At 62.4% G+C, this 17,140-nt stretch carries 16 protein-coding genes; 1 reads left to right on the top strand and 15 read right to left on the bottom strand.

The annotated features are described in order from the left end of the window. Window positions 1-20 precede the first annotated feature (20 nt). The 10 genes from hflX to ndk form a co-directional block, all read right to left on the bottom strand. Window positions 21-1,253, bottom strand: coding sequence for a GTPase HflX (hflX, locus tag P3T17_RS02650; protein ID WP_254368816.1), 1,233 nt, complete (start codon window positions 1,251-1,253; stop codon window positions 21-23). 31 nt (window positions 1,254-1,284) lie between these two features. Then, window positions 1,285-1,521 (bottom strand): RNA chaperone Hfq, encoded by a 237-nt coding sequence (gene hfq, locus P3T17_RS02645; RefSeq protein WP_006051315.1) that lies wholly within the window; start codon window positions 1,519-1,521, stop codon window positions 1,285-1,287. A 142-nt stretch (window positions 1,522-1,663) separates the two neighbouring features. Continuing rightward, entirely contained in the window at window positions 1,664-3,001 is a 1,338-nt protein-coding gene (gene der / locus P3T17_RS02640; protein WP_074266017.1) for a ribosome biogenesis GTPase Der, read from the bottom strand. Window positions 3,002-3,350: 349 nt separating this feature from the next. Next, window positions 3,351-4,496: an outer membrane protein assembly factor BamB gene (bamB, locus tag P3T17_RS02635; RefSeq protein WP_429404537.1), complete on the bottom strand. Its 1,146-nt coding sequence runs from the start codon at window positions 4,494-4,496 to the stop codon at window positions 3,351-3,353. Window positions 4,497-4,556: 60 nt separating this feature from the next. After that, complete coding sequence (locus tag P3T17_RS02630; RefSeq protein ID WP_074264190.1) at window positions 4,557-5,186, bottom strand: tetratricopeptide repeat protein; 630 nt, start codon at window positions 5,184-5,186, stop codon at window positions 4,557-4,559. Between the two features lie 66 nt (window positions 5,187-5,252). Next, window positions 5,253-6,593 carry a histidine--tRNA ligase gene (gene hisS, locus P3T17_RS02625; RefSeq protein WP_429404535.1) on the bottom strand — a complete coding sequence of 447 codons (1,341 nt, stop codon included), beginning with the start codon at window positions 6,591-6,593 and terminating at the stop codon, window positions 5,253-5,255. 20 nt (window positions 6,594-6,613) lie between these two features. Beyond that, window positions 6,614-7,930, bottom strand: coding sequence for a flavodoxin-dependent (E)-4-hydroxy-3-methylbut-2-enyl-diphosphate synthase (gene ispG / locus P3T17_RS02620; RefSeq protein ID WP_429404533.1), 1,317 nt, complete (start codon window positions 7,928-7,930; stop codon window positions 6,614-6,616). Window positions 7,931-8,013: 83 nt separating this feature from the next. Next, window positions 8,014-9,156: a helix-turn-helix domain-containing protein gene (locus P3T17_RS02615; RefSeq protein WP_429404531.1), complete on the bottom strand. Its 1,143-nt coding sequence runs from the start codon at window positions 9,154-9,156 to the stop codon at window positions 8,014-8,016. A 210-nt stretch (window positions 9,157-9,366) separates the two neighbouring features. Then, entirely contained in the window at window positions 9,367-10,518 is a 1,152-nt protein-coding gene (rlmN, locus tag P3T17_RS02610; RefSeq protein WP_429404529.1) for a 23S rRNA (adenine(2503)-C(2))-methyltransferase RlmN, read from the bottom strand. A 112-nt stretch (window positions 10,519-10,630) separates the two neighbouring features. Next, window positions 10,631-11,056: a nucleoside-diphosphate kinase gene (gene ndk / locus P3T17_RS02605; protein ID WP_074264186.1), complete on the bottom strand. Its 426-nt coding sequence runs from the start codon at window positions 11,054-11,056 to the stop codon at window positions 10,631-10,633. A 266-nt stretch (window positions 11,057-11,322) separates the two neighbouring features. Here ndk and P3T17_RS02600 point away from each other — a divergent pair, with 266 nt between their 5' ends. Continuing rightward, window positions 11,323-12,021 (top strand): Bax inhibitor-1/YccA family protein, encoded by a 699-nt coding sequence (locus P3T17_RS02600; RefSeq protein ID WP_074264185.1) that lies wholly within the window; start codon window positions 11,323-11,325, stop codon window positions 12,019-12,021. A 225-nt stretch (window positions 12,022-12,246) separates the two neighbouring features. On the opposite strand, the gene P3T17_RS02595 is transcribed toward P3T17_RS02600, so the two are convergent. The 5 genes from P3T17_RS02595 to P3T17_RS02575 form a co-directional block, all read right to left on the bottom strand. Further along, window positions 12,247-13,020, bottom strand: coding sequence for an MBL fold metallo-hydrolase (locus P3T17_RS02595; RefSeq protein ID WP_429404527.1), 774 nt, complete (start codon window positions 13,018-13,020; stop codon window positions 12,247-12,249). Between the two features lie 8 nt (window positions 13,021-13,028). Continuing rightward, a complete protein-coding gene (gene bamC / locus P3T17_RS02590; RefSeq protein ID WP_429404525.1) occupies window positions 13,029-14,162 on the bottom strand; it encodes an outer membrane protein assembly factor BamC in 1,134 nt (377 codons plus the stop codon). 111 nt (window positions 14,163-14,273) lie between these two features. Then, window positions 14,274-15,191, bottom strand: coding sequence for a 4-hydroxy-tetrahydrodipicolinate synthase (gene dapA / locus P3T17_RS02585; RefSeq protein ID WP_429287150.1), 918 nt, complete (start codon window positions 15,189-15,191; stop codon window positions 14,274-14,276). A 42-nt stretch (window positions 15,192-15,233) separates the two neighbouring features. Further along, window positions 15,234-15,875, bottom strand: coding sequence for a class I SAM-dependent methyltransferase (locus P3T17_RS02580; protein ID WP_429404523.1), 642 nt, complete (start codon window positions 15,873-15,875; stop codon window positions 15,234-15,236). A gap of 58 nt (window positions 15,876-15,933) precedes the next feature. Next, a complete protein-coding gene (locus tag P3T17_RS02575; RefSeq protein WP_074264180.1) occupies window positions 15,934-17,136 on the bottom strand; it encodes a tryptophan--tRNA ligase in 1,203 nt (400 codons plus the stop codon). Window positions 17,137-17,140 lie beyond the last annotated feature (4 nt).

Here is a 17,140-nt window from a genome sequence, read left to right as displayed (position 1 = left end):
TCAGTGCAATTTGGAACGGGTCAGTGCCCGAGTTCGGGGACCTTGCGGTCGTCACGTGATTCTGCAGGCCAGCCTTCTTCCGGCGCTTGTGGCGCGTTTGGCTCTGCATGCTGCACGTCGGGAAGAGTGTCGGCAGCCGCGATTTCGGCGATGGCAGCGCGCAGTGTCTCCAGTCCCTGCCCGGTTCGCGCGCTCAAAAAGACGCGCGAAATATTACCATACTCATCCCGCTCAACCGTGTCGCCTCGGGCCGCCAGCTCGGGCACGGCGTCGATCTTGTTGAACACCAGCACCTGGCGGATCGTGTCGGCACCGATTTCGTGCAACACCTCGTTGACCTGATCGATCTGGTCGAGGCGCACGGCGCTAGATGCATCCACGACGTGCAGCAGCAGATCGGCGTGAATCGTTTCTTCCAGCGTGGCGCGAAACGCTGCCACCAGCTGGTGAGGCAACTCGCGGATAAAGCCGACCGTATCGGACACCACCACCTGCCCCACCTCGTCGCCGAGATAGACGCGCCGCGAGGTCGTGTCGAGCGTGGCGAACAACTGGTCCGCCGCATACGCCTGCGCCTTCGTGAGCGCATTGAACAGCGTGGACTTGCCCGCGTTCGTATAGCCGACCAGCGACACCGACATCGTGCGGTTGCGCTCGCGGGCGCGCCGCTGCGTGCCGTGCTGGCGGCGCAGTTTTTCGAGCCGCGTCTTCAACGCCTTGATGCGCTCGCCGATCAGCCGGCGGTCGGTTTCAAGCTGCGTTTCACCCGGACCGCGCAAACCGATACCGCCTTTTTGCCGCTCCAGGTGGGTCCATGCGCGGATCAGCCGCGTGGACAGGTACTGCAATTGTGCGAGCTCGACCTGCAGCTTGCCTTCATGGCTGCGGGCGCGCTGCGCAAAAATATCGAGAATCAGACTCGTGCGGTCGATCACGCGCCTGTTAAGCGCCTGCTCCAGATTACGTTGCTGGGCCGGCGCAAGCGCGTGATTGAAGATGACGAGTTCAATGTCGTTCGCCTCGCACGCAAGACGCAGTTCTTCCGCCTTGCCGCTGCCGACAAACATTTTGGCATCGGGGCTGGAGCGGCGTCCGGTGAGAGTAACGAGGGGAGTCGCGCCCGCGCTTTGCGCGAGCAGGCTGAGTTCTTCGAGACTGGCTTCGAAATCGATCTTACCGAAGTCGATGCCGACAAGCGCTGCGTTGGTCAAATTGGAGGGTATCAAAATGAAGCGGCCGGGAGAGATCGCCAACGGGCGACACTACGCCGGCCGCGACGAGAGGTTAGGACTGTTCGGAATCCGGGTGGAAATTTACCGGGCGGGCAGGCACGACAGTGGAAATGGCGTGCTTGTAGACCATCTGGGTAACCGTATTCCGGAGCAACACGACGTACTGGTCGAACGATTCGATGTTCCCTTGAAGCTTGATGCCGTTGACCAGATAGATCGACACCGGCACATGCTCTTTACGCAGTGCGTTCAAAAACGGGTCTTGTAACAATTGCCCTTTGTTGCTCATAGCAAACTCCGTATTTTTTTGCAGGTTGACTAAATTGACGACGAAGAAAAAGAAATCCGCCGTCAACCGCTACACTATAGCCGATTTTCGTTTTTGCGCGAGTGACCTGGCCATCCGGCCAAACCCAACACACACGCGGGTTTCAGCCTTTGTCCGCGTAAGGGTTCGTCGACGATCTGAACTCTATGCGCAATGGAGTCCCAGTCAGCCCGAAAGTTTCCCTGAAGCGATTTTCGAGGTAGCGTTTATACGTTTCCGTGATCGCGTCGAGCGCATTGCCGTGAATCACGATAATTGGCGGGTTTTGGCCTCCCTGGTGCGCATAACGCAGCTTCGGACGAACCGGACCCCGCCGGCGCGGCTGCTGGAATTCGACTGCGTCGATCAGTGCGCGCGTCAATTTCGGTGTCGGCAGCTTGGACATGGCCGCCGCATAGGCGTCGTCAACCGAGCGCATCAACGGCCCAATCCCCGACTTTTCGGCCGCTGAAATAAAGTGAAATTTCGCAAAGTCGAGAAATTTTAGTTTGCGCTCCAGATCCGCTTTGGTGCGCTCGCGCACATGCGAGTCGAGACCATCCCATTTGTTTACGCCAACAACTAGCGCGCGGCCCTGCTCCACCACGAAACCGGCAATGTGCGCATCCTGGTCGGAGATGTCCTGACGGGCGTCGAGCAGCAGGATCACGACGTTCGCGTCCGAAATGGACTGCAGTGTCTTCACCACCGAGAACTTTTCGATGGCTTCGAACACCTTGCCGCGACGGCGCAGGCCAGCGGTGTCGATCAGCGTGTAGGGCTTGCCCTGACGCTCGAAATCCACGTAGATCGAATCGCGCGTGGTGCCGGGCATGTCGAACGCAATCACGCGCTCCTCGCCGACGAGCGCGTTGATCAGCGTCGACTTGCCGACGTTCGGACGGCCCACGATGGCGATCTTGATGCCGCGCGCAGCCTTTTCCTCGTCGCTCTCTTCCGGTTGCCCCGCGTATGCGACTTCCAGCGCATCGTTGATCATCTCGGTCACGCCGTCGCCGTGCGCCGCCGAAATGGCGCGCGGATCGCCGAGCCCGAGTTCGTAGAAGTCCGCGGCGACCGCGCTGTACTTCATCCCCTCGGCCTTGTTGACGACGAGGAAAATCGGCCGGCCAACCTTGCGCAAATAGTCGGCAATCGACTTGTCCTGTGGCGCGAGACCATTGCGGCCGTCAACAATGAACACGACGATGTCCGATTCTTCAACTGCCTGACGGGTCTGGCGCGCCATCTCATGGAGGATGCCGTCTTTGGCGACCGGTTCGAAACCGCCGGTGTCCACCACGAGGTACGGGCGCTCGCCGGTGCGGCCTTCGCCGTAGTGGCGATCGCGTGTGAGACCCGGCAGGTCGGCAACGAGCGCATCACGCGAGCGCGTGAGACGGTTGAATAGCGTGGATTTCCCCACATTGGGGCGCCCCACAAGGGCAATTACGGGTTTCATCAGATGTTGTTCACGGTGAAACGCGAGGCCGGGATCGATCACCCCGCGCGCGACGCCATGCGGCCGCGTCGCGGCTGCGTTTGACGCAAATTATCACGAATTCGGCCGGCCCCGGACGTGCGGCAAATATGCCCGTCCAGGCGGACGTTGGGCTGGCTATATGGGCGGCGCCGCAGCGCCGCCGGGTTCCAGGTGTTGCGGACGGCTCCGCTTTCGCACCCGCGGCAAGCCTATGCCGCCGCAAACCCACGAAGCGGACGGTGACGTGCACCGCCCTGGATACAACTAAAAACGCGCGCGGCCGGCTAAGCCGGCCTGCGCGCGGTACCGCGTAAGCCTCTCGCCGCGTTTAGCGCGGACGGAAGCCGTAGATGTCGCCGTCGTGCGTCTGGACGACGAGCGTTTCGCCCGCCACCACCGGCGCGGCGGTAATCGCTGTGCCATCGGTCGGCATCCGTGCGACGAGCGTACCGTCGTCACGTGAGAGGAAATGCACGAAACCCTGGTAATCGCCCATCACCGCGGCGTGACCCAGCAGGAACGGCACACTCAGTTCGCGGTTCTTCAGCTTGTCGTTGGTCCACAACTGCTTGCCGCTCGTCGCGTCGAACGCGTTGACGACCGACCAGTCGTCTGCACCGACCACCGTCGATTCGTCCTGCGCAATACCGCTCGTGCTCGAGAACGCCTTTTCCCACAACGGACGGCCCGAGTTCGCGTCGAAACAGCCAACCTGCCCCTGGAACGTCACGGCACAGGTTTGCGCGTCGACCAGCGTGGGCGGCCCGGTCACGTCATTGATCCGCTCGACTTCCGTCACGCCCTTCGGATAGGACACCGGCGTTTCCCAGAAGGTATCGCCCGTCTGCACATTGATCGCTGCGAACGTGCCGCCGGGGAAGCCGGCCAGCACCGCCTGGCCACCCGCGAACGTCATGCCTGCCGACACGCGCAGATTGAGCGGCACCGCGCGGTTGCGGTATACCCACTTCTGTTCACCGGTTTGCGCGTTGAACGCCGTGATCTGGCCGTCCACCGTGCGCACCACCACAAAGCCGTTACCCACCAGCGGCGGCGAAATGATTTCGCCCGGCGCCGTGTTCTTCCACAACTGCTTGCCGCTCTCGTCGAGCACGTACACCTGGCCCTTGAGCGCGCCGACCGCAGTCAGCGTTCCGTCGCTGCCGACACCTGCCGACAGGTCGCTGCCGATCTTGATACGCCAGACATCCTTGCCGGTCTGCGCGTCGATCTTCGCGACCGAGCCGTTCGCGCCTGCGGCGTACACGAAGTTGCCGACCGCCACCGGCGAGAACAGATAGCGCCCTGCCTTACCGACACTGGCCTTCCAGACCTGCTGCACGTTCAGCACGGGTTTGAACTCGGTGAGCGGCGTCGGCACGCGGCGCTCGTCCTTTGTGGATGAGCAAGCCGTCATCATGAGCACGGTCATCGCACAGGCAACGGGCACAGCGTAGCGTTTCAGCAGATTCATCGGTTGACGTTGCATTTAGGGAGATTGATCAAATGGGACTGGTTGGGCGTCATGCGACGTTCAACCGCCCAGCGCGTCCAGCTTGAACTGGATCAGCTGGCGCGAGGATGTATCGGACTTCGGCAGCGAATCGAGCGCGAGCTGATAGGCCGTACGTGCATCGGCACGCTTGCCCTGAGCTGCGAGCAGGTCGCCACGGCCATTCGCCACGACGCCCTTGAACGCGTCGGATTGCGGTTCGGCGAGCAGCGCCAGACCCTGGTCGTAAGCCTTGTCGTCGAGCAGCAGGGAAGCCAGACGCAGCTTCGCGATCTGCTTGAATTCGTCGTCCTTGGCATGGTCGACGGTCCATTGCAACTGCGCCTTCGCACCGGCTTCGTCGCCGGCTGCGTAGAGCGCCTTGGCCGCGGCCAGCGCGGTCATCTGCGCATATGCGGTGCCGCCGAACTTGTCTTCCATGTCGCCGGCCACACGGGCCACCTGGGCCTTGTCGCCGGCCGTCACAGCCTGTTGCACCTGGTCGTACAGCACGGCGGCTTCTGCAGCCTGATGCCGCTGCCAGTAGTTCCAGCCGTTCCAGCCAGCGGACGCAAGCAGTGCCACCAGCACGATCCACGTCGTGGAATTGCCCCACTGGGCCCACCAGGCCTTCAGACCTTCAATTGATTCTTGTTCGTCGTGGTAACTCATCGCCAGGCGATCCCTTCTCTTTTATTACCTTGTATGTGTCGAACCGCATGGCCGACGACATCGCAATCAGTCGTCGCCGTCTTCGGCGGATGCAACCATCGCATTGATTAGAAATTCGGTCAAGTCTTCGGCCGGCACGTTGTGTTGCTCGCTCTTACCACCGTCCTGACCCGCATTGCGCAGCGGCTTCACACCTACCGTGCCGCTGGCGATCTCGTCTTCGCCGAGAATCACTGCGAAGGCCGCGCCGCTTGCATCGGCACGCTTCATCTGCGACTTGAAGCTCGCCGTCTGGCCATCCGCACTGCAGTGCAGGATGACGTCGAGACCGGTGTCGCGCAGCCGCTCGGCGATGATGAAGGCCTGCTCGCGCGCCGTGTCGCCCTGATGGACCACATACACATCGCAACCTTCGTCCTCCGGCACGAGGTTCTCTTCCTTCAGAAGCTCGAGTATGCGCTCGACGCCCATGGCCCAACCGCAAGCGGCCGTCGGCTTGCCGCCGAGCTGCTCGATCAGCGGATCGTAGCGACCGCCGGCGGCCACGGTGCCCTGCGCGCCAAGCTTGTCCGTCACCCATTCGAACACGGTCAGATTGTAGTAATCGAGACCACGCACGAGACGCGGGTTGATCTTGAACGGCAGATTGTTCGACTTCAGGATGCGTTGCAGTCCTTCGAAATGCGCGCGCGACGCATCACCGAGAAAATCGATCAGCTTCGGTGCGTTCTGCGCGACTTCCTGCATGGCCGGGTTCTTCGTATCCAGCACGCGCAGCGGGTTCGTGTAGAGGCGGCGCTTCGCTTCTTCGTCGAGCACGTCCATGTGCTTTTCGAGGTACGCGATCAATTCGACGCGATGTGCCGCGCGTTCTTCCGCGAGCCCGAGCGAATTGATTTCGAGGCGAATCCCGGTCAGGCCGAGGTCATCCCACAAACGCTGGCACATCATGATGATTTCAGCGTCGGCATCTGGACCCGCAAAACCCAACGCCTCGACACCCACCTGATGGAACTGGCGATAACGGCCGCGCTGCGGACGCTCGTGGCGAAACATCGGACCGACGTACCACAAGCGCTTTGGACCGTCGTACAGCATGTTGTGTTCAATCGAAGCGCGCACGACGGCAGCGGTATTTTCCGGACGCATCGTGAGATTTTCACCGTTCAGCGCATCGGTAAAGCTGTACATCTCCTTCTCGACGATGTCCGTCACCTCGCCGATACCGCGCGTAAACAGTTGCGTATGCTCGACGATCGGTGTGCGAATGTTCTGGTATCCGTAAGAACGGAGCATCGACTTGACGGTCGTTTCGAAAAACTCCCACAACCCTGCTTCCTGCGGGAGGATGTCGTTCATGCCCTTCACACCGGACAATTTCTCGAGCTTTTTCTTCTGTTCAGTCATCTGTATTCGCTTGATACTTCTCAGTTGAGCGCGGTCGCGCGGCCGTAAGTACGCTCGACGTAATCGCTCACGATTTGCTGGAATTCTTCGGCGATGTGCTCGCCACGCAGCGTCTTCACTTTCTCGCCGTCGATGAACACCGGTGCAGCCGGATTCTCACCCGAGCCCGGCAGGCTGATGCCGATGTTGGCCTGCTTCGACTCGCCCGGGCCATTCACGATGCAGCCCATCACCGCGACGTGCATCTTCTCGACGCCAGGATACTGGTCGCGCCATACCGGCATCTGCAGACGCAGATAGGTCTGGATCTGCGAGGCGAGTTCCTGGAACAGCGTGCTGGTGGTGCGGCCGCAGCCGGGGCAGGCGATGACCATCGGCGTGAACGAGCGCAGGCCCATGGTCTGCAGGATTTCCTGGCCGACGATCACTTCGCCGGTACGCGGGCCACCCGGTTCCGGCGTCAGCGAGATACGGATCGTGTCGCCGATACCCTGTTGCAGCAGCACCGACAGCGCGGCCGTCGACGCCACGATGCCCTTCGATCCCATGCCGGCTTCGGTCAGGCCCAGGTGCAGCGCGAATTCGCAGCGGCGCGCGAGTTCGCGATACACGGCGATCAGATCCTGCACGCCGCTTACCTTGCACGACAAGATGATCTTGTTGCGCGCCAGGCCCAGTTCCACGGCGCGCTCGGCCGAGCCGATCGCCGACTGGATCAGCGCTTCGTACATCACGCTCTGCGCTTCCCACGGCGTGGAACGCGCGGCGTTTTCGTCCATCATCTTCGCGAGCAGGTCCTGATCCAGACTGCCCCAGTTGACGCCAATACGCACCGGCTTGTCGTACTGGATGGCAGCTTCGATCATCTGCGCGAACTGCGTGTCGCGCTTCGCGCCGTGGCCGACGTTGCCCGGATTGATCCGGTACTTCGACAGTGCCTCCGCACACGCGGGGTAATCGCGCAGCAGCAGGTGACCGTTGTAATGAAAGTCGCCGACGAGCGGCACCGACACGCCCATGCGGTCGAGCTGATCGCGCACGGCCGGCACGGCCGCTGCCGCCTCCGGCGTATTGACCGTGATGCGTACCAGTTCCGAACCGGCCTGCGCCAGTTCCTTGACCTGAATGGCCGTGCCGATCGCATCCGCGGTATCGGTGTTGGTCATCGACTGGACGCGCACCGGTGCGTCGCCACCGATCGTCACGAGATTGCCGGCCCAACGGACGTCGACCGCGTGCGACGAACGACGCGGTGCATGACCGCCGAACACCGGCTCGTTCGAAGAAATCTGACTGCTGCTTTGGGATTGAGCTTCGGAGTACATCGAAAAACCCATTTACGCCGCATGCGCCACGCAACACGCACGCCGCACGAATTGAAAAAGCGCCGCGAGCCACGAGGGCCGCGGCGCGCACCTTATCAAGGCAGCGTCATGCGCGCCACATTGCCTTTGGCGGATGCATATTTCGCGGGGTCGACCGGTTGACCGTCGAGCGTCATCGAATCGAGCCCTGCCTTGTTACCGACCGTGACCTTGAAAGGTCCAACGCCGGAAATTTCCTTGCTGTCGCCTGCGTGCACGAGGCCGGAGAACAACTCCTTGCCGTCGCTCTGCCGCACGCTGAACCAGCTATCCTGGGTGACGCGCAGCGCCACAACCGACTCGCCCGCCGCAGCCTGTACAGCATCGGACGCGCCGTTGGCCGTCGTCGCTACCACCGGTGCGCTGGCGGCCTTCGTCGCGGCCTGGGCCTGTGATGCTGCCTTCGGAGCCGCCGGGGTCGCCACAGCCGGCGCCGCCGCGCTCGCGCCGTCAGCCATCGGCAACGGCGTCGGCATCTGCACGGCCGACGCTGCGTTATCCGTTGCTGCCGCCTGGTTTTGATCCGGCGCCGACGCGGCGGGTGCCGCCTCGTCCGCCACGGCTTCGGAGCCCGCCGCCTGCCCTTGCGCCACTGCGCCCGACGCGCCGTTTGCGTTGTTACCCGCCGCGCTATTGGCCGTGGCCCGCAAGCGCGCCAGCCATGCTGACGAATCGCCGCCGTTCGTATGCCACATGCCCAATGCGATGACCGCGACGATCACCGCTGCGATTCCCCACAGCCACGAGCGATGCTTCTGACCGCCACTGCTGCCGCCCAGCGACAGCGAAACCCGGCCACGCGGCAGATCGCGTCCCGACGACGCGGGCATCGACAGATCCGGCGCAGGCACGCCCTTTTCGCGGCGCAACGCCTGCGTGAAAGGTGCCGGATCGGCGCCGAGCATCTTGGCGTAGCTACGCACCACGCCGAGCGCGAAGGTCGTATCCGGCAACTGGCTGATATCGCCCGCCTCGAGCGCGCGCAGTTTCGCCGACGACACCTTCAGCCTGGCCGACACGTCGTCGATCGACCAGTTCTTCGATTCGCGGAGCTGCGTCAGTCGCGCTCCCACCGCCATCAGCGAGTCCAACCCCGTCTGCACAGCAGGCTGCACCACGGCTGCGCGCGTGGCTGCCGGCGCCGGATGGCCCGTGTCGGTCCCTGTATCCTGCGGGTGCGGGTGCTGCGGCTCACTCATCCCAAATCCTTTCGCGTCGATTCTTTTTCACTCGTGCGAGAACCGCCGGGCAGCATGCCTCGGGCCAGTTACGCAGACCGTTTATAACAAAATGTGCGGCCTCATGTGCCGCTTCCGATCGCTTCTGCAAACTTTCTTTTCAATTCCATGCGGCACAGCGGGTTTTTTAGCGACTCGCAGCTTCGCGATTCGCGCTCCCCGCCGCCGTGCTCACACTGCGCGGACCTCGATCACCCTGGCCGCCTTGCCGCTACGTTCAGCGAGGCGCGTTCGATCCTGCACCGCCCCCGCCAATTGACCGCACGCCGCGTCGATGTCGTCACCGCGCGTCTTGCGGATCGTGGTAACAACGCCCGCATCCATCAGCACTTGCGCAAACCGCTTGATCTGTTCCGGCTTCGAGCGAAGCAGCCCGGACTCCGGGAACGGATTGAACGGAATCAGGTTAAATTTGCACGGCACGTCGCGCGTCACGGCGAGCAGCTCGCGCGCCTGCGCCTCGCTGTCGTTGACGCCGTCGAGCATGCAGTATTCAAACGTAATGAAATCGCGCGGCGCAACTTTCAGATAGCGCTGACAGGCGGCCATCAGTTCACGCAGCGGATATTTCTTGTTGAGCGGCACCAGCATGTCGCGCAACGGATCCGTAGGCGCATGCAGCGAAACCGCCAGCGCCACCGGCAGATCCGCGCCGAGCCGGTCCATCATGGGCACGACACCCGAGGTGGACAACGTGACACGCCGGCGCGACAGGCCGTACGCGTTGTCGTCGAGCATCAGGCGCATGGCCGGCACCACTGCGTCGTAATTCAGGAGCGGCTCGCCCATGCCCATCATCACGACGTTCGTGACGACCCGCTCGCCCTTGCCGTCGCCTCCCACCGCCCGGCCACCGGCCGCGCCGCGCGACGCGCGCAGCGCAAATTCAGCCATGCGGAGCTGGCCGATGATTTCGGCTGTGGTGAGATTGCGTGAGAAACCTTGTTTGCCAGTGGAACAGAACCGGCAGTTGACCGCGCACCCGGCCTGCGACGACACGCACAGCGTGCCGCGCGTTTCTTCGGGGATGTAGACGGTTTCGACCGCGTTGCTGTTACCGACGTCGACCAGCCACTTGCGTGTGCCGTCGCTGGAGATGTGGTCGCTGACGATGCCGGGCATCGCGATCGTGGCACGACCTTTGAGCTTTTCGCGCAACGACTTCGCGAGATCGGTCATGCCGTCGAAGTTTGCAGCGTTGTACTGGTGGATCCAGCGCTGCAATTGTTTGGCGCGAAACGGCTTCTCGCCCAGGCTGTCGCAATACGCGACGAGCCCCTGGGCGTCGAGATCGAGAAGGTTGACGGTTGGACTACTCGTCATATCGAATCCTGCCATTTCAGTGCGAGACTTTCCGTTCATGCAACAAGCTGCATGAACGCATGTGCCGTTCGCGCCCGTTCCTGCTGCTTTACCTTACTACTTCGCGGAGCGCTTAGCGCGAGTAAACGTTGACTTCCGGGAAGAAGAACGCGATCTCGACCTTGGCCGTCTCCGGAGCATCCGAACCGTGCACGGCGTTCGCATCGATGCTGTCAGCGAAGTCAGCGCGGATAGTGCCCTTTTCTGCCTTCTTCGGGTCCGTCGCGCCCATCAGGTCGCGATGCTTCAGAATAGCGTTTTCGCCTTCGAGCGCCTGCACGACCACCGGGCCCGAAATCATGAAGTCAACGAGGTCCTTGAAGAACGGACGTGCAGCGTGCACAGCGTAGAACTTCTCTGCATCAGCACGCGACAGATGGACCATGCGCGAAGCGATGATCTTCAGTCCAGCGTTTTCGAAACGGCTGTAGATCTGCCCGATCACGTTCTTTGCCACTGCGTCCGGCTTGATAATCGACAGGGTGCGTTCGATCGCCATAAAAACTCCAGAAAATTAAGAGGTTACAGATTCAAATGAATCCGCTATTGTAGCATGTTCCCATGTATGATTGCGATTGAACCCTTACGGTATTGAAAGACTCCAACGGGGAGTCGGTATTTATCTTAAGAGGACCGCGCGGGCTATTGAAACTCCCTGCCACGGCGCTAATCTTAGGGTTGTACAGATCAAGCGACCGGCCGCAAACTTGCTGGCCGGCGCTGCAAAACCACGGCGAGTTAATGCGCCTGACGCAAGGAGAAACCATGAACGAACATCCCTATAGTTTCGGCCGCAACGGCGCTGTCGCCACGGCTGAATCCCGCAACCGCGTGCTACGCAACGTCTACTGGCTGCTGGCGCTGTCCATGGTGCCGACGGTGCTGGGGGCGTACGTTGGCGTCGTCACCGGTTTCTCGCTGTTCGCGGCCACTAGCCCGGCCATGAGCATGCTGGCGTTCTTCGCCATTGCTTTCGGCTTCATGTTCGCCATCCAGCGCACCAAAGACAGCGCAGCCGGCGTATTCGTGCTGCTCGGCTTCACGTTCTTCATGGGCCTGATGCTTTCGCGCATGCTGAGCTTCATCCTCGGCTTCTCGAACGGCCCGTCGCTGATCATGCTCGCGTTTGGTGGCACGGGTGTGATCTTCGCAGCAATGGCAACTGTCGCCACGGTCAGCAAGCGTGACTTTTCGGGTCTCGGCAAGTGGCTGTTCGTGGGTGTGATCGTGCTGCTGCTGGCGATGGTCGCCAACATGTTTCTGCACCTGACGGCGCTCATGCTGACCGTGTCGGTCATGGCCATCGTGATCTTCTCGGCCTACATGTTGTTCGACATCCAGCGCGTGGTGCGCGGCGGCGAGACGAACTACATCACCGCTACGCTGGCAATTTATCTGGACCTGTATAACGTTTTCGTGAATCTGCTGGCGCTGCTGGGTATCTTCGGCGGCAACCGTAATTAAGCGTAACGTGCACGCGCAACTAGGCGCGGCGCGGTAAGCGCGACCCAGACGAGTGGTCCGCAAGCCTGAGAGGCAGAAGCCGTAACCAGCAGTAATAGACGTAAAGCTCGGTTTTACGAGTCGCATGAAAAACGCCCATGACCTTTGACCGTCATGGGCGTTTTCTTTTGGGCGCCCGCTCTGGCTTGCAGGTATGCGACGATGCACAGGCCCGGAATCGGTGAATCAAAGGCTCAGCCAGTCGAAGCCGTCATCCTGCGAGGCCACCACTACCTCGACCGCCGCCGCGCCGAGCACGCCCGCCATAGCAGCTTGCGCGAGTGCCGGCGTATTGTTCTGCTGGCTCAGATGCGCCGCGATCAGATGACGCAAGCGCGAGCGATCGAGCGAGGCGAGAATTTCTGCCGCCGCTTCGTTGTTCAGGTGGCCATGGTTGCCGCCAATACGCGCCTTCAGCGATTGCGGATAGCGGCTCGCCGCCAGCATGCGCACGTCGTGATTGCATTCGAGCACCAGCGCGTCGCATCCGCTCAGCACGGCACTGATATGCGGCGTCGACGTGCCGACGTCGGTCAGCACGCCCAGCCGGTTCGCGCCGTCCGACAGGACATATTGCAAAGGTTCGCGGGCATCGTGCGGAACGGTATAGGGCAGCACGCTCAGGTCGCCGATCGCAACAGCCTCGTCGCCCCACAACACATGCAGGTCGACCTCAGCCTCGTCGGCGCCCACAGCGCGCGCCGTGCCCCAGCTCATGTGCAGCGGAATCGACCACTTGCGGGCCAGCGTCAAGGCGCTGCCGATGTGGTCGCTATGCTCGTGAGTAATCAGAATGGCGTCGAGAGATTCGACGCCCAACCCGAGACGCGCTAACCGGCGTTCGAGTTCTTTTGCCGAGAAGCCGCAGTCGAGCAATACGCGCGTGGTGGTTGTGCCGCTTTGCACTTCCACCAGCAAGGCATTGCCTTCACTGCCGCTTCCCAGGCTGGCGAACCGCACGGTTCGTCTTAGTTCAGCTGCGCATGCAGCAGCGAAACAATGTGCTGCGCGTCCGACGAGGTATCCACCTGACCGTTGGCGTCGACCACCGCCACCTGCGTCAGCGCATCGCCCTTCGGCCGCACGTTGACGAGGAATTCCGGTGCCGGCTTGTTCGAACCGCCGCTGAACAGCTTGCCGAAGAGACCTTCCTTCTTCAGCTCCTGCGCCGCGTCTGAATAGCGCACGTAGTAAATGCCCTTCTGGCGATCGCGGTTGTCCACGGCGAAGTTTGTACGGTCAAGCGCAAGGCCCACACGCAGCCACGCGCTGTCGAAAGATTCCTGCAGGTCGAGGGTTGCACCGCCAGCGGCCATGTCCACGGTAACCGGCGCGGTAGCCGGACGGGCGTCCGTCAGCAGCTGCTTCGACTGCGCATCGGTCAGGCCGAATTTCTGCATCAGCTTGGCAAGGAACAGCGCTTCCAGCACCGGATTGCGCGGACGCTCCACCCAGCGCGACGACGTCTTGTCCTGTCCGGTCAGCATTTCTTCCATCGCGCTATGCGTGATCGAAATATCCGTGGCGCCGTCCGGGCCGTGCGACACCAGGGTGCGGAAGCTGTCGCGGGTACCCGACGAGTAAGCGAAATCGACCAGCTTGCCGATCGACTTGCGGAACCAGTCGTCCGGGATGTTGGCGCGGTTCTCGGCCCAGTCGGTCGACATGATGCCGGTGTTCGGCGTATCGCTCTTCAGCGCAAAGCCGTTTTCCTGCCAGAAATCCTCGATCTGCGGCCACAACTGCTCCGGCGTCCGGCCGTCGACAACCAGCCAGCGGTGATCGCCGTCGCGCTCGATGTGCATGCCGAGCGGGTCCTGCGCGCTCGGTACGCCTTCGACCGAATTGCCGGCGCTCGTGGCCACGCGCGTCGGTGCGCCGCCAAGCGCCAGGTTGGCCGGCGGGGCGACGTACTTCTGCTGGGTCTGCTGGGCCTGCAGATCGCTCGGCACGTTCAGCGGTGGGGCCGTGCCTGCGCCCTTGTAGTTGACGCGATCGGACGCAAACCAGTCGTTCAGCGTGTCACAGCCGGCGAGCGTCACCAGGGCAAGCGCCAGCGCCGCCATGCGGGTTGCGTGGAGGGAAAGTGCGGAACGTTTCATGAGGTCCTTCGTGAAGCTGGAACGCGGTGCCTGGTTCAATGCCGGGAACGCGGGCGATATCGACGTCGGTTAAAAAAATGCCGGTGACGGGCTGCTCGGTGCTGAAACCACTCAGCTGAGCAAACCCGCTTCGCGCAGCGCCGCACGCACCACTTCGTGGTAGCGCGCATCGAGCGGGGTGAGCGGCAGGCGGATTCCGCCTTGCACGCGCCCCAGTTGCTGCAAAGCCCACTTCGCCGGGATCGGATTCGATTCGATGAAGAGGTTCTTGTGCAGCGACAGGAGTTTCAGGTGAATCTCACGCGCGGTCTTTGCGTCGGCTGCCAGAGCGGCCTTGCACAACTCGCTCATGTCGCGCGGTGCTACGTTCGCGGTCACGGAAATATTGCCGTGGCCACCCAGCAACATCAGCGCGATCGCCGTCGGATCGTCGCCGCTGTAAATGCCAAAGTGCGCGGGTGCCGACTTGATCAGGTGAGCGGCGCGGTCGATATTGCCCGTCGCTTCCTTCACGCCCACGATGCCCGGCACCTGCGCGCAGCGCAGGATCGTTTCGTTAGACATATCCGCCACCGTGCGACCCGGCACGTTGTACAGAATCACCGGCAGATCGACCGTTTCGGCGATCTTGGCGAAATGGCGGTAAATACCTTCCTGGGTCGGCTTGTTGTAGTACGGCACGACTTGCAGCGTCGCGTCCGCGCCGACTTCACGGGCCTGCTGCGTCAGCTCGATCGCCTCAGTGGTGGAATTGCCGCCGGAGCCGGCGATCACCGGAATGCGGCCAGCGGTGTGTTCCACCGCGGTCTTGACCATCAGCACGTGCTCTTCGACCGACAAGGTAGCCGATTCGCCGCTCGTGCCAACTACGACGAGCGCGTTCGTACCCTCTTCGATATGCCAGTCGATCAGTTTGCGGAACGCCGGCAGGTCGAGGCTGCCGTCTTCGAGCATCGGGGTGATGATGGCCGGAATGCTGCCGCGAATCTGAGGGCCGTTACTGCTGCCGCTTTGAATGCCGTTGGTCATGAAACGCCATGAATTTAATCAGTAAACCGCGATTGTAGCGGATTAGCCAGCCAGTTCGTAACAAGGCTGGGGTAATGCCTGAGTGTCGCCGGAAGCCGGCTGGGCCTCCAGAATTGCGCAGATCCGCTGGACGTACGCCGGACGCGGCTGCGCAAGAAAACCGTCCTGAAACGCAACCACCCGCAGACGCGGCCGTACCACGTCGAGCAGCTCGCCCGGCGCAAGCAGGAACGCCGGGTTGGACGGCTTGCCAACCGTCTGGTTGCCGTGCGCGAAGGTCTCGTAAATCAGCACGCCGCCCGGCGCGAGCGCCGCCAGCAGGTTCGGGAACAACGGACGATGCAGGTAGTTCGTCACCACCACCGCGGCAAATTTCGCATCGTCGGGCAGCGGCCAGGGCGCGCCTTCGAGGTCGGCCACGTGCGTCGTAATTCGGGGCTCGTCCCGCATGGCGGCGAGTGCTGCCGCATCGCGATCGAGCGCGCTCACCGGATGGCCGTGCCCGGCAAACCAGCGCGCGTGCCGACCTGCTCCCGAGGCCACATCGAGCACCGCGCCGCCCGGCGCCACGAGATGCGCCCAGTGACACACCCAACGCGACGGCTCGCCGAGCGAAGCGTGAGCCGCGACGGCGGCCGGAGAAGCCTCAGAGTTGGCAGAAGCAGCGGATGCGGATTCGCTCATGGCCTGCAAAAAGCGCTGCGCGCGGTTCGTGCCGGACGCACCCGTTGCGCCAGCGACGTCAATTGTACGAGAGTCCCATTGCCTCACGCACATCGCGCATGGTTTCGGTGGCGAACTTGCGGGCCTTGTCGCAGCCGTCGGCGGCGATCGCACGCAGCAGCGACGGATCGTCCATGTACTTTTGCGCGCGTTCGAGCATCGGCTGCTGTTCGCGCAGAATGCCTTCGATCACCGGCTGCTTGCAATCCAGACAGCCAATTCCGGCCGAGCGGCAACCCTTTTGCACCCACTCGTGGGTGGTTTCGTCTGTGTAGACCTGGTGCAACTGCCACACCGGGCATTTGTCCGGATCGCCCGGATCGGTGCGGCGCACGCGGGCCGGGTCGGTTGGCATCGTGCGAACTTTCTTCGTGATGGTTTCCGAATCTTCCCGCAGGCCGATGGTATTACCGTAAGACTTCGACATCTTCTGACCATCGAGGCCCGGCATGCGCGACGCCTCGGTCAGCATGGCTTGCGGCTCGACGAGGATGATCTTGCGCGAGCCTTCGAGATAGCCGAACAGCCGCTCGCGGTCGTTCATCGACAGGCTCTGCGACTCCTGCAGCATCGCGCGGGCCTGTTCGAGCGCTTCGTCGTCGCCTTCCTGCTGGTAGGCGTTGCGCAGCTCGTGATAGAGCTTCGAGCGCTTGCCGCCCAGCTTCTTGGCCGCCTCGTTGGCCTTCTCTTCGAAGCCCGGCTCGCGGCCGTACAGGTAGTTAAAGCGCCGCGCGATTTCACGCGTCATCTCGACGTGCGGCACCTGGTCCTCGCCGACCGGCACGAGCGAACCGCGATACAGCAGAATGTCCGCCGCCATCAGCACCGGGTAGCCGAGGAAGCCGTAGGTGGACAAGTCCTTGTCCTTCAGCTTCTCCATCTGCTCTTTGTAGGTCGGCACGCGTTCGAGCCAACCGAGCGGCGTGCTCATACCGAGCAGCAGCGCCAGTTCGGCATGCTCCGGCACCTTGCTCTGGATGAACAGCGTGGCCTGGGCCGGATCGATGCCGGAAGCCAGCCAGTCGATCAGCACTTCCCAGACGTTCTTTTCGATGACCTCGGGCGTCTCATAGTGCGTCGTGAGCGCGTGCCAGTCGACGACGCAGAAAAAGCACGGATATTCGGACTGCAGGCGCACCCAGTTTTTCAGCACACCGTGATAGTGGCCGAGGTGCAGGGAGCCGGTAGGCCGCATGCCGGAGAAGATACGGTCAGGGAACATGATT

This window comes from Paraburkholderia sp. GAS82 (assembly GCF_050436285.1).
GTDB lineage: Bacteria > Pseudomonadota > Gammaproteobacteria > Burkholderiales > Burkholderiaceae > Paraburkholderia > Paraburkholderia phenazinium_B.
This window is presented reverse-complemented; position numbering and strand designations above follow the sequence as displayed.

Excerpts from the sequence above, each read along its gene's own strand:
- hfq (WP_006051315.1), bottom strand. The coding sequence starts at position 1,521 with ATGAGCAACAAAGGGCAATTGTTACAAGACCCGTTTTTGAACGCACTG.
- der (WP_074266017.1), bottom strand. The coding sequence starts at position 3,001 with ATGAAACCCGTAATTGCCCTTGTGGGGCGCCCCAATGTGGGGAAATCC.
- bamB (WP_429404537.1), bottom strand. The coding sequence starts at position 4,496 with ATGAATCTGCTGAAACGCTACGCTGTGCCCGTTGCCTGTGCGATGACC.
- P3T17_RS02630 (WP_074264190.1), bottom strand. The coding sequence starts at position 5,186 with ATGAGTTACCACGACGAACAAGAATCAATTGAAGGTCTGAAGGCCTGG.
- hisS (WP_429404535.1), bottom strand. The coding sequence starts at position 6,593 with ATGACTGAACAGAAGAAAAAGCTCGAGAAATTGTCCGGTGTGAAGGGC.
- ispG (WP_429404533.1), bottom strand. The coding sequence starts at position 7,930 with ATGGGTTTTTCGATGTACTCCGAAGCTCAATCCCAAAGCAGCAGTCAG.
- P3T17_RS02615 (WP_429404531.1), bottom strand. The coding sequence starts at position 9,156 with ATGAGTGAGCCGCAGCACCCGCACCCGCAGGATACAGGGACCGACACG.
- rlmN (WP_429404529.1), bottom strand. The coding sequence starts at position 10,518 with ATGACGAGTAGTCCAACCGTCAACCTTCTCGATCTCGACGCCCAGGGG.
- ndk (WP_074264186.1), bottom strand. The coding sequence starts at position 11,056 with ATGGCGATCGAACGCACCCTGTCGATTATCAAGCCGGACGCAGTGGCA.
- P3T17_RS02600 (WP_074264185.1), top strand. The coding sequence starts at position 11,323 with ATGAACGAACATCCCTATAGTTTCGGCCGCAACGGCGCTGTCGCCACG.
- bamC (WP_429404525.1), bottom strand. The coding sequence starts at position 14,162 with ATGAAACGTTCCGCACTTTCCCTCCACGCAACCCGCATGGCGGCGCTG.
- dapA (WP_429287150.1), bottom strand. The coding sequence starts at position 15,191 with ATGACCAACGGCATTCAAAGCGGCAGCAGTAACGGCCCTCAGATTCGC.
- P3T17_RS02580 (WP_429404523.1), bottom strand. The coding sequence starts at position 15,875 with ATGAGCGAATCCGCATCCGCTGCTTCTGCCAACTCTGAGGCTTCTCCG.
- P3T17_RS02575 (WP_074264180.1), bottom strand. The coding sequence starts at position 17,136 with ATGTTCCCTGACCGTATCTTCTCCGGCATGCGGCCTACCGGCTCCCTG.